8 protein-coding genes are annotated in these 13,280 nt (G+C 48.3%); 5 read left to right on the forward strand and 3 right to left on the reverse strand.

The features are described 5' to 3' along the window. Window positions 1–246: 246 nt before the first annotated feature. Window positions 247–1,410: a glutathionylspermidine synthase family protein gene (locus L4D79_RS09015; RefSeq protein ID WP_428650218.1), complete on the forward strand. Its 1,164-nt coding sequence runs from the start codon at window positions 247–249 to the stop codon at window positions 1,408–1,410. 80 nt (window positions 1,411–1,490) lie between these two features. Here the strand turns inward: L4D79_RS09015 and L4D79_RS09020 are convergent, their stop codons facing one another. Continuing rightward, window positions 1,491–5,087: a hypothetical protein gene (locus tag L4D79_RS09020; protein WP_428650221.1), complete on the reverse strand. Its 3,597-nt coding sequence runs from the start codon at window positions 5,085–5,087 to the stop codon at window positions 1,491–1,493. 129 nt (window positions 5,088–5,216) lie between these two features. Beyond that, window positions 5,217–7,058, reverse strand: a complete 1,842-nt coding sequence (locus L4D79_RS09025; protein WP_428650223.1) for a sulfatase-like hydrolase/transferase — start codon at window positions 7,056–7,058, stop codon at window positions 5,217–5,219. Window positions 7,059–7,723: 665 nt separating this feature from the next. Here L4D79_RS09025 and L4D79_RS09030 point away from each other — a divergent pair. Both L4D79_RS09030 and L4D79_RS09035 read left to right on the forward strand, forming a co-directional pair. Next, complete coding sequence (locus tag L4D79_RS09030; protein WP_428650227.1) at window positions 7,724–8,710, forward strand: DUF3187 family protein; 987 nt, start codon at window positions 7,724–7,726, stop codon at window positions 8,708–8,710. 156 nt (window positions 8,711–8,866) lie between these two features. After that, the gene (locus tag L4D79_RS09035) at window positions 8,867–9,322 is read left to right on the forward strand and encodes a glycine zipper family protein (RefSeq protein WP_428650230.1); all 456 of its coding nucleotides are present in this window, start codon (window positions 8,867–8,869) and stop codon (window positions 9,320–9,322) included. 62 nt (window positions 9,323–9,384) lie between these two features. On the opposite strand, the gene L4D79_RS09040 is transcribed toward L4D79_RS09035, so the two are convergent. After that, window positions 9,385–10,308, reverse strand: a complete 924-nt coding sequence (locus L4D79_RS09040) for a LysR family transcriptional regulator (RefSeq protein WP_428650232.1) — start codon at window positions 10,306–10,308, stop codon at window positions 9,385–9,387. A 185-nt stretch (window positions 10,309–10,493) separates the two neighbouring features. Here L4D79_RS09040 and L4D79_RS09045 point away from each other — a divergent pair, with 185 nt between their 5' ends. Both L4D79_RS09045 and L4D79_RS09050 read left to right on the forward strand, forming a co-directional pair. Continuing rightward, window positions 10,494–11,594 (forward strand): HlyD family secretion protein, encoded by a 1,101-nt coding sequence (locus L4D79_RS09045; protein WP_428650235.1) that lies wholly within the window; start codon window positions 10,494–10,496, stop codon window positions 11,592–11,594. 3 nt (window positions 11,595–11,597) lie between these two features. After that, on the forward strand, window positions 11,598–13,163 hold the full coding sequence (locus tag L4D79_RS09050; RefSeq protein WP_428650238.1) for a DHA2 family efflux MFS transporter permease subunit: 1,566 nt from the start codon (window positions 11,598–11,600) through the stop codon (window positions 13,161–13,163). Window positions 13,164–13,280: the final 117 nt, after the last annotated feature.

Below are 13,280 nucleotides of genomic sequence, written 5' to 3' on the forward strand. Positions count from 1 at the left end.
TGACATATATCAATCTAGCTCGCGTAAATCGTAGGCAGGGATAAGAGTGTGTAACAAGATGATAATAGCGGTAAATAAATACCATAAAGCATCAGTTTGTTTATATTTTAGCTCATCCGTTTCATAATTTGCCCGCTTACCACGCCGATGGTGCCCTAACTCTAAAATTTCATCCCTTATCTCTCTTCTTCGTTTCACTCCATGTCATACTGGCCCAAATCCTCATCGAATCGTTCAGGAAAATACATGTTAAGGATCAACAGCAAAGAACGCCCTCACTGGCGAGAGTTAGCCAAAGAGTACGGATTCGGCTTCCACACCATGTACGGCGATCCCTACTGGGACGAAACGGCCTATTACCAATTCACTCTAGAGCAAATAGAGCGCGATCTGGAAGATCCGACTGAGGAAATCCACCAGATGTGCCTGGAGATCGTCGATCAAGTTGTCACTGACGAATACTGGTTGCGACGGTTCCAAATACCAGAAACGATGTGGCAACCGATCCTTGACTCATGGCGCAGCCGAGAACCATCGCTCTATTCCCGGCTCGATTTTGCCTACGACGGCACTGGTTTTGCGAAACTGTATGAAAACAATGCCGATACCCCGACCTCACTGTATGAAACCGGATTTTGGCAGTGGTTATGGCTGGAGGATATGGTCAACAGCGGAGCAATTCGCCGCGATGCCGACCAGTTCAACCTGCTGCAAGAGCTGCTGATAGAGCGTTTCCAGACCCTATCACGCCAGCAACCGGGGCAAACCCTGCACTTTTCCTGTTGCAAAGATACGGTCGAAGACAGGGGCACGGTACAATACATGGAGGACTGCGCCAAAGAAGCAGGGCTATCCACCTCCTTTGTGTTTGTCGAAGATATCGGGCTCAACGGCAAGAAAGAATTTACAGACATGGCCGACAAGCCTATCCGCTGGATGTTCAAGCTCTACCCATGGGAATTCATGCTAAGGGAAGAGTATGCTCAATACCTGCCATCCAACCCGATCAACTGGCTGGAGCCGATGTGGAAATCCGTATTGAGTAATAAGGCTTTGCTGCCGATGCTGTGGCAAAAATTCAAAGGACACCCAAACCTGCTTCCGGCTTACTTTGCCGATGATCCCGGCCTTGGTGAACTCAAGGATTACGTGATTAAACCCATCTTCGCTCGAGAAGGTGCCAACATTACCATCGTCGAAAACGGCAAGCAGACCCTACGGGTCGATGGCCCGTATGGTGACGAAGGGGTGATCTACCAGGCCTACCACCCACTGCCGAAATTCAACGACGCCTACACCCTGATCGGAAGCTGGCTGGTTGACGATAAGGCCGGGGGGATATCAATCCGAGAAGATAGCTCAAGGGTGACCCAAGATATGTCGCGGTATCTGCCGCATATTATTTTGTAGGCTCGAGCATTACCAACATAAAAAATAGCCAAGGTAGATGACGTCCTTGGCTATGACAGTAACGGCAAGCTAATGGTGAACTAGCATCCTGTTGCCGATGTTGTATCACATTCTAAGAACAGGCGTTGTTTGTAAACCCTGAGGTTATCTATCACGACGCGTTCTTCCCCGACATTTTTGCTTCTCTGCCTTACCTTCAATACGATATTGAACTGTTCGTCCCCAGGACGCTTGCGCATCACAAAGGCAATCTCATTCTTAGAGTTGCTTTCAACGGTGGCAGCATATGGCCTTGTCGACTTCTTACTTTCCGAGGTTTTAGGTAGAACATCGACATCAATATCAAACTCGGTAGCAGGATCGTTTCCGAGGTCATCCTTACTGCGGAGCGTATTTTCCAACACATCAAACTTGAAGATATATCGGGTACCATCTGGATCTGCACTGATATCAATATTGCTTCCAGTTTCAACAGTCTGCCAAGACGTTGTCCCATTGAGCACGAACTCCAGCGCATGATTGGTATATATACGGCCCTCTTCATCTTCAGCATCCATGGCAATCACACTCGCCTTGTTGGTATTTATACCACCAGCCCAAATACCGTCACTGCTACTCTCGAAGTCACCATTATCCAACTCAGCCAAGGTGCCAACCAGCTGCAACGACGTGTTGTCAAACATAAAGGACTCAACCACTTCCGAATGACCACTGACCACATATTCAATATGCAGGTACGCCGCCCCTTCCGGCTTGTAGGAATACACGGCAACCAGTTGTCCAGCCTCCCCGGTGCCGATTGAATCACTGACAGTGACCTCACCCAGCGGAGCATTACGATCACCCTCTGCAGACCAGTATGTGCGGATAAAGGCTGTTGCCTCAGTTACTTTGATTGGCTTGATAAAGGCCGAAACCTTGTACTGGCTATTTTCAAGCGACACAGGTTGCAAAACCGCCTGGGTCAGCACAGATTCCCCCGTTGATGAGGTACGGATCCTGACACCCTGCCCTGAAGCGCCTTTCACCGTTCTTGTCTTACCATCACCAAAGTACTGCCAACCTGCGACTTCATTTTCAAAATCAGGATTGGTGAACCTTGGCGCTTTGAAGTCACCGTATTTATCCTGCTCCTTGGCGCTGACAACATCATCCAATTCAATCCAATCGCCCTGTGGATCTTCAATTTTAAAAGTAGCGAAATGCTGCCTTCCAGGAACAGTAAACGGCGAGCGCTGGAAGCCAAAGGATTGCTCTGAGTTATCATCCCTGACCCCGATCACATGACGTGGCGTTAAGGCCGAGAACAACACAACTTGATTGCCATCGTCATCACCGGACAACTCGTGATGGGCTCTGAAAAAGGTATTACGTAACTTATCGGCCGTACCCGGACGAATAGTTTCAGCCAATCCAACCGCCCCAAACCAGAAATCAGCAATACCGATGGATGGCATCTCGTAATCAGGCTTAACCATAGACCAACGCGTTAGCATCTTGAGCGAGCTCTCGGGGTCAGAGCTATTTAACATGTCTTGGCGTAATCCATCGCGGTAGGCAAAGTAACCACCGACCATGGCTCCCAGCTTACCGTGCTGACCAAAGCCCAATACAGCTGGGAAGTGGATGATATCTCCAGGGTGATCCGATGGCCCATCGTTCCAGTAATTTCCATTTTTGTTTTCTCGATCAAATGGATTATTACCTGCAGAGAATGCAGCGAAATACGGTGAGCCAAGATCATCGGTTACTGCCTGTGTAAGCGCGTAATAGTTGTTATTCTGCTCTTTCCAGCCAGCGTCATCGGCATGGTGCTTCAAGACTAGCGTCCCACCCATTACCACAAAGGCGGCATGGGATGGCTTGATCACGGGCTCTCCTTCGAGCCAATGGTCATAACTGAAGTTATCCCGCTCATAGACATACTGACCATAGTTGTAGCTGGCCATAGGATCTTGAGCCGCACCCAAATCACCGTATATCCAGCTTTCGTTTGCCATACCGTTGGCATTCCTTACTGGACCGAAGTCATCGACTTCCCATGTCACACCCTGGCGGGCACGAATGGTATCCGCAGAACGAACAAAAATTTGTTCTAGGTACTTTTTCGCTTCCGCTATTTTCTTGCTTTCAGGATAGAGCTCGGCAGCTTTAATCACCGCAGGAAGAAATTTCATACTGGTATAAACCTGCGGCTGTGGACCCGGACTTTGATCTTTGGCAAAAGGCGTACCATCACTGTTGTAGTTCCGGACAAAATGACCATCGACCGTTTTTATGCCACCCGTACCATCCGGTATCAGTCCTGCATGTCGCTCAATCAATAATTCCAATAGAGGCTGAATTTGCTGATCAGCCAGCGACTCATCAACCACACCTTCCGATGACAACATATTGGCTTCATTGGCGGCCATCAGTAAGTAAATGGCCCAGCCTACGGTATCGGCAATCGGTGTCTCGTTGGCAGCCAAGCCCGCCCGCTGCAATTTCCGGTGTAAGAAACCTTCAGGAGAAAGCGTTGTGCTGTTGGTACCATCAATCTCACTGCCGTTATAAGCAGTCAAACTCTTTATCGCCGCGACATATTGGGCCAGCTCATCACGAAGCCACTGCTGATAGGTCAACCGATAAACATCACCGCTATCGGTCAGGGTGTAGGCATTACCGTATTGGGCATCAGCATCACCTCCGGAATACAATAACTTGCCATCCGGAGTAGTGGTCAGATCCACCAGCTTGCCATCATAAGACCACAGTTCAGTAGCAGCATTGGTTAAGTCCCCACCTTGTTCGACAAGGCCCTTTGGAACAAAGAAAACCTGTGAGCTTTGCTGTGTATCTTTCGTGATATAAAGGCCTGCCAGTGCTTTACGGCCAAACACTCGGCTATAACCAATTCTTGACAGGTTTCTCCGGTTATACACTTTTGTCAGTTGTTCCCCATCAGCAGGTAGTTTAAAGACCCCATTCTGGGTCAATACATATAAGTTACCGCCGACCATATCCAAGGCAATATCTTTAACGGGGCTGGGTGTGGCTATAAGGCCGATCTCCGGTTCAGTCCCGCCGTTATATACCGTATTTCGGCTAGCTTCATAACGATATACTCCCTGATCACTGCCGACATAAAGCTTGGATTTGAAATATGCCATACCAAAGTGGTGTCGTGTATTACTTGGATCAGAGCGCAATTTCACCCGATCAAACACTGACAAAACGCCAGTATTGGTATTGAAGGCCAAAATCGCATCTTCTTCACTGCCCTGGCTACACAGAGCCATATACAAAAAGCGGCCTGAAGGGGTAAATGTCATTCCACACAATTGCCCAGCAGATGAAAGACCTGCCAGCTCAATGTCACTGGCCGTGACTGTATGAAGAAGGTTGGACGATATGTCTCGGATCTCTATGGTTGACGAGCCACTGTCAGCAGCGGCATAGTAGCCAGCCACTTTAGCCGCCGCGACCATATCCGTCTGGCCCAAATTTGAAAACCAGGCTTCAGAAATGAGCTCCTCTGTCGAAATGGATTCCACGCTTAATTTGGCCTGCGGCTTTGGTGAGCCTATTTGTTCACTATTTATAAGACTGTTGCTAATCGATTCATCCTGACACCCAGTAAGAACAGCAAGCATGACGAAATGGCTTAGCAGCTTCATTCTTTTTTTTATGTTCATACATCCTCTACATAATAAAAATGCCATCATTAATAAAATGATGATTAAATTAATTGGATTTATTTCATGTATGGCAAACACCAGAACATACATCTGGTGTTTGCCTATTTGGCATTAATAGAGTTGCTGTTATTCAGGGCAAGCGTCTGGGTTATTATAAATACTAGGATCAGGCGCTTTTACCCCCCAGGTTGGAACTGGGTTTTTACACTGAAAATCAGCCAATGCATTTTTCAACTCTTGTAGTTTTTCAGGGTTAGTATCCGATACATCATAAAATGCTTTTTGCGTTTTTCCGTCGCTATCAATATATTCATCAAACTCGGCAAAATTCACCGCTGAATCAGACTCGCAAGCCTCTTCACCACAATCTCTCAGTCGGAATAACTGAAACTGCTTCTTTCTGGTTTTCAGCAACTTGAATTCACCATCAAAAACAGCAGCCTTGTTCACACGGTCCCAGAATAAATAGCGCTCTTCGAGTTTGGCTGACTGGTTTGTAAGCCGAGGAAGTAAATTAACACCATGAAGGTCATACGCTTCTTTATCGCTAGTATCAACCCCAGCCGCATTCAGAATGGTCGGCAAGATATCAATTGTCATTACCGGTTCGTCAACAACTTGTGAAGCTATTTTTCCCGGCCAAGAGATAGCAAATGGAACACGGGTTCCCCCCTCATAGAGCTCACCTTTATGACCGGAAAGCGGCTTATTCGACGAGAAGTTACTCTTAGGCTTACCTCCATTATCTGACACAAAAACGATAATGGTATTTTCTAAAATGCCTTTTCTTTTTAACTTCTTGTAAATTTTAGCGACGCTATTATCTAGGCTTTTGGCCATTGCGAGGGCAGTTTTACGGCTTGCTTTCTCTTCCTCGGTTACATATTCAGAGCCTACAAAGTTAATTTCAGCCTCATCAACATTGGTCGCTTTCAGCGGTGTATGAACAGCATTAAATGAAAGGTAGAGTAAAAATGGTTGCTGTTCATTAGCTTGAGTGCTAATAAAATCTACTGCTTTTTCACCGAACTTATCAGTTAAATAAACATTTTCAAAATCCGGCTCAATTTGTAGACCGGCGACAGTTTCTAGCGCAGCATAATATTGAGCCCTATAAGCTTCTGGATCGTAGCCACTATCCAGCTCAGCTTTATGTTTATCAAATGCCGTAATTAACTGTTTTTCAGTTCTCTCTTTATCACAAACACTTGGGTCATCTGCATTGGGCGCTTCACAGGCCAGATTTTCAAGTAACTGAAAATGCTTCGAGACTAATATCTCGGCAGCTGCCCTTTCTTCGTCTGATGGCGCTTGATGACTTTCATCAAACGTTTGCCACATTGTAGAGTGTGGGGTGGTAAAGGTATTGAACTGGTTTTTATCCCCGATTTCATAAGCCACTGCACCATTGTTGAAGCCGAAGAAGTAATCAAAACCCCGGTTGTGAGGCCAGAACTTCCAATCCTCGCCATCATGATCTTTACCGATAAAGGCAGTGGTATAACCGGCATTTTGGAAATAATCCCCGAGAGTCGGTATATCCGTTGGTATACCCGGCTCTACGCCCTCGTCATGATCAGTGGGCTCGTTATCATCGGCATCATCCGGTGCAGGGTTGCTGTAAAATCCAAAGCTTTGCTGGTAGCGACCTGTCAGCATTCCCGCACGGGATGGACCGCATACAGGGGCCGTCACGTAACCGTGGTTAAAAACAGCGCCATTACTTGCAATTTTGGTAATGAATTTGGTCGTCTGGTTACTGATGGTATCCTCGCTGTTCCACTCCCCCTGGTAAAATCCGGCATCGGCGTGTCCCAAATCATCAGCAACGATTATAACCACATTGGGCTGAGCTTTAACGTCATAAGCTGCAGAGCCTGCGTTACTGGCGATAGCTGGATGCCAAACGCCCAAAGCGGGTATCAACGAAGACGCAAGCAAGCACTTCTTGAAACTGGGTATTGTCATGTTTCCCTCATTATTGTTGTGTCGTTCTTCCCAACCCTGATCACTTGCTCAAAAAGCAAAGCCTAGGGCAAAATAAAAACGTTTCTGTATTTACTTTTCGATTAGTCAATAAGACTAACGCGCACAACAATTATTCAATATGACAATCTTTCATCCAAGATAAATACTTAATTATACTAAATTAAAGCAAAAAACTGCGAGTACCATCCCAAAAACACAGCATGAGTATACGTAGCATGAATTTTACAAAACCGGCTATTCTAATAGAGAGAACAATGATGTTTTTTGGTTAATGTCGCAAAATCAAGTAGAAACGTTTTTATATGTTGGTGGTGTGATATTGGTTCAACGTAATTGAATACAACGAAAGCTATCTAGTTTATAGAGACAGAATGAAAATTTATTCGCCGAATGTACGAGCAATGAAGGTATGCGCAGAAAGCAGATGCTGGAAGATCAGGCCTATTTTGCCCTCCTGAAAAATATAACGGGAAAACAAGGACTCGTATCACAACTAAATCATCGTGCCCCCATCAGGGAGCTATACTAAAGATCCAACATCTTGAAAACCTTTGCATTACTTTGTTACATATTCAGTGTGGCGACAGCATCGATGAGTATAACAAGGGGCCAAGGACAAGATTCAATCGGCAGCGGCTCCCCTTATGGATGATAATTACAAGCAATTTTCAGCATTAATTGTACTCTCTTTAACAAGCGTTGCTGGTAACGCCCAAGCCGGAAACGAAGAGCGCTATACCGATTACGGCCCGTTAAAAACCTATGCCCAATCCCCCTTGCAATCTAATGCATTAACACCGCTGGTGAGAACCGGTTTCAGTCATGCGCCGGATACCGTCGAACTTTACGCTACCGGAACCATTGCCAGTGTCTGGGCCCACACCGATGATTACAATGCTGATTATTATCAGAATGCCCTTTCGATCGGTGGCTTTTGGCAACTACATAATAAATGGGCATTGGAGCTCGATTACACTTGGCGCTTTGCCGCCAACAACCGTCTTGATACCTTGACCGAAGCTTTCCATGATACGTTCGGTATCGGGTTAAATGGCCGGGATGAAGTAGAAAAACACTCCTTCGATATATCGGTGCCGCAATACGGCGTCGAAATCCATGACTTTGAAGGCGAAACCATTAGCAATGCTTTCTCTCTCTATACCCATTACCAACTGCTGGAAAACCAACATCACGGCTTATCCATTGGCGGCTCACTATATTTCAACTATGTTGGCAGCGGACCTTTCAAGACCAGTAACTTCGAACAAGCACTGCAGCTCAATTACAGCTATCGAACCGGCAAGCACAGTGTTTATACCTTACTGGGTGTTTCCTACCGTCATAACGACGAGGTGCTGGCCCAAATCAAGTACAACAAATTCGCCTTTGCCACCGGCGTCAGCTACCAATACCAAATCAGTCCCAAGCATCGCTTTCTTACCGAAGTACATGTTTACGAAGGCGCCAGTGATGCCACATCAGATTTGAGTGAGCCCTCTACCGAATTTCTGCTGGGCTACCGTTACCACACCAAAAGCGGTGCGATTGAGCTTTCGATGATCGAGAATGTCTTCAATATGGATAACAGCACCGACATCGCCTTTACCGTCGGTTACCGCCACCGGATGTAACCCTAAAACAATTTACATTGTAAATTTTTTCGGCAACCCGCCAGTTTATTGCTCTGTTAGCATTAAGAAACAAAAAATAAAAAACACTGTATTGAAGATGGATGACTTTCGACCTACCATAGCGGCCATATTTCTTTGGCCAGCGAACTCAGTCCTGTGAAAAAACTCGCCCTACTTACCTGCACCGCTTTACTCTCCGCCTGTTCATACAATGCTGCGCCAGTTGTTGGCTACCACGATAGAACCCAGCTGGAATACGAACAAGACTTGGCAGAGTGCCGTCAAAAAACCCAAGAAGTGGACAGAAGCGAGGCAGTACGCACCAGCGCCACCAACATGGCGTTAATTGGTACTGCTGCAGGTGCAGTTGGTGGGTTACTGGCCGATGATGTCGGCATGGGCGAGAGCATGGTATGGGGACTGGCGCTGGGGGCTGGCACCGGTGCCGCTGTTGGTTCGGTCAAAGCCTCGCAAACACAAGCTTTAGTATTACGTCGTTGTATGGAGCTCAAGGGCTATGAAATCCTCGATGCCGAAGTGGACGACCTTGCCAGTGTCGAACTTGCAGCCGACACAGAAGCAAACAACGAGCAACAGCCCGTCACCAACTAAAACACCGCGTGTTTGCACATCCAAATTCGATTGAACACAAGGATAGGTTCCCTTGCACCCCACTAACGCGACTCTGTGTTAATGGGGTGTTTTTTCATTCGAAGCTCAAACTGTTCAACCAAAAAATCCACCAGCACCCGCAGCCGCTTGGGCATCAATTTGCGCTGTGGATAGACCAAGCTAAGCGGCACCAGTGGCATCTCCCACTCCGGTAGTAGCTGGATCAGCTCACCCGATGCGAAGTGTTCCCGGCAAATGAACTCGGGCAAGACCGCGATCCCCAGACCATCAAGGCATGCCGACAGCGATGCCGTAATAGTATTAACCCTCAGCCGATAAGGCAGATCAATGCTCACCGCCCCACCCTCGTGCATAAGGTGCCAATTGGGGATTTTAACCGCCTTGTTATGGACTTTTATTTGGTGGTGCGGCGCTTTGAGGTCCGTCGGGCTTTCAATCATGCCATATTGCTCAAGGTACTCAGGACTGGCAGCCAGTACCCGGCGCGACTCGGTCAGCTTTCTCGACACTAAACTCGAATCATCCAACTCCCCAACTTGGGCGTAGAGATCGATCCCCTCGCCGATAATATCGACCTCGCGGTTGGTCATTTCGACATGGAGGGAAACATGCGGGTATTGCTTTAGAAAGGTATTAAGGAAGCCGCCCAACACTTGATGACCCAACTCTACCGGCATCACCACATACAGTCGGCCCCGGATTAAATCCTGATTGGCGCTGACTTCCAGCTCTGCCTGACCCATGATCTCCAGCATCTGGACACAGGACTGATAAAACGCTTCACCTTCTGGGGTCAGAATCAAACTGCGGGTTGAACGCGTGATCAAACGCACGCCAAGGTGCTCCTCCAGCTCTGCCACTTTTCGGCTAACGGTCGACTTGGTCATATCCAAGACATCAGCCGCCTGCGTAAAACTACCACAATCAACAACTTGTGAAAAAATCGCTACCGAATTCAAGTCCATCACAGTCTAGCCTTCTGCCCATTAGTAAGATTTGTGCAACAGTGTTTCCCTTTTTTCCTATCTTATCAACCAATCGATATCATTTACAATTTGACACACTTTTTCAGAGCCAATTCTTATAAGCCCAAGCCATTGCCGCTGAGATCTGCAGCTTGATATCACTTGGGTATAACAACGAGGGTAAAATGACCGATCAACGCCAAGCTCCCACAGCAGATGCGCCAAGCCATTCACCAGCAGCGCCAAACACGCTTCCCAAGCGTAATAAGAAAAAAGCGCCATTGATCGCTACCTTGATCATGCTTTCGCTAGGTGCGCTAGGTGGTGGCTACTGGTTTGGCTATGGCCAATATTTCGAATCGACAGATAATGCCTATCTGCAGGGTGATATCACCAACATCAGCCCCAAAGTCGGCGGCTATATTACCGACTCTTTTGTCTCCGATAACCAGCAAGTAAAAGCCGGTGATCTACTGGCAAAAATCGACGACCGCGACTTCGAGGCAGCATTGGATCAGGCTGAAGCTAACCTCGCTGTCAGCCAAGCGGCGATTGATAACCTTCATGCCCAAGAACAGTTACAGCAAACCCAGATCCGCCAAGCCAAAAGCCAAATTGCTTCTGCGAAAGCCGAGTTCGATCGCGCCAAGCAGCAAGTTGCACGCACCCGCAGCTTACTCAAGCGCAATTACTCATCACAAGATGAATTAGACAGCATGACCTCGCACCAGAAGGTGACCGCCGCGCAGCTCGAAGAAGCCAATGCCAGCTACCAAGGCGCAAAAGATCAACTCGTGGTGATTGCCAGTCAGGTCAAACAAGCCGAAGCCGCGGTAACCGAAGCACAAGCACAACTTGAACAGGCCGAACTCAACCTTGCCTACACCAACATCTATGCCCCAGTCGATGGCATTGTGGGCAAACGCAGCCTTCGGGTTGGCCTCTATGTCCAGCCGGGTATGCCACTGATGAGCTTGGTACCCACCACCAATGTGTGGATCGAAGCCAACTTCAAAGAGACCCAACTAGGAGGGATCCATCAGGGCCAAAGCGTCACGGTAGAGTTGGACGCCTTCCCCGACCAACCTCTGCAAGGGGTCGTCGATAGTTTCTCGCCAGCAACCGGCGCGAAATTTGCGCTATTACCACCAGAGAATGCAACCGGTAACTTCACCAAGATTGTCCAGCGGGTACCAGTAAAAATTACTATTCCAGACCCACAAAGCCTGAAAGGCAGGTTGATCCCTGGCTTGTCTGTCGTGGCCACTGTCGATACACGAGGCTAAGCCATGGGTGCCGAGATCACAACAAGCCAACAGCCACAGGCTGTTGAAAGCGAGGCGCTCCATGTTCCCCGCCGCCACTGGATCGCCCTATTCGGTGGCTTGATTGGGGCCTTTATGGCGATTTTGGATATCCAAATCACCAACTCCTCGCTCAAAGATATTCAAGGGGCGCTGTCTGCCACACTGGATGAAAGCTCGTGGATTTCCACCTCCTACCTGGTGGCGGAAATGATCGCGATCCCGCTTAGTGGCTGGCTGTCAAAAGCGTTGGGGAAACGTCGTTATCTCACATGGACGACAGTGATTTTCACCCTGTCGTCCTTCCTGTGTTCGTTGTCGTGGAACATGAGCTCAATGATCGTCTTTCGCGCCATGCAGGGGTTCAGCGGCGGAGCCTTGATCCCACTGGCGTTCTCGCTGGTGATACAGCTACTGCCAATCCAGAAGCGTGCGGTGGGGATGGCATTGTTTGGCGTAACGGCGACCTTCGCCCCTTCCATCGGGCCGACATTCGGGGGCTGGCTAACCGAGAACCTGTCATGGCATTACATTTTCTATATCAACATCCCACCGGCAATCTTGGTGATATCCATGATCCGCTACGGGCTGGATGATGAACCGCTCAATCTCGGCTCCTTGCTCAAAGCCGACTGGTTCGGGATCGTCACTATGGCCCTCGGGCTAGGTTGTTTGGAAGTGGTATTGGAAGAAGGCAACCGTGAAGAATGGTTCAGCTCGCGCTTTATTGTCACTCTCGCGATCATCTCCGCCGTCAGCTTGGTGTACTTTGTCATCAACGAGCTGCAACACAAAAAGCCGCTGGTAAACCTGCGATTACTGCGTGAAAAGCAGTTTGCAATGTCGTGTCTGGCGTATTTGATCCTCGGGATGGCGCTGCTCGGTTCAATTTATGTGCTGCCGCTGTACTTAACCCAAATCCAGCGCTACAACGCGATGGAAATCGGTGAGGTATTGATGTGGATGGGCTTCCCGCAATTGCTGCTATTTCCCATCGTGCCCAAGCTGGTCCAGTTCATCAAACCGAAATATCTGGTGACATTTGGCTTTGTCATGTTTGGCCTGAGCTGCTACGTCAACACCCATATGACGGTCGATTTCGGCGGCCAGCAGCTGATCCTCTCCATGGTACTGCGTGCCATTGGTAGCCCATTTATCATGGTGCCCTTGTCATTGGTGGCGATGAAGCATATCAGCAAAGCCGACACACCGGATGCATCGACATTAACCAACGTGATGCGTAACCTCGGTGGGGCATTCAGTATCGCGATTATCGCCACTCTGCTAGATAACAAAACCCGGGAGCACCTCGGGCATATCAAGGAGTCATTGCCGAGTGTCAGCACCAACGGCTGGCAACAGTTGCTGCAGCAAAGTGATTTCTTTATCAAGGCAGGTAGCGATGCAGGCACCGCGATGCAACAGGCCCAAGCAACACTGCTGTCGACCATGCAGCGAGATGCGGCGATTATGGCTTACAACGATGTGTTCCTGATGATGACCGCCTTCCTGGCGTTCGCCGCCGTGCTGATCATGTGTATGGATGATTAAGAAGAACCCCAGCTTTGCAAGCGATCGGATGGTCAGGCAACCTATCGGGAATGATTTCAAAACCTACCCGCCATGGACGGCGGGTTGGAGTTACATGGATGTACTCGCACGTTTTTG

The organism is Photobacterium satsumensis (assembly GCF_050336935.1).
Classification (GTDB): domain Bacteria; phylum Pseudomonadota; class Gammaproteobacteria; order Enterobacterales; family Vibrionaceae; genus Photobacterium; species Photobacterium satsumensis.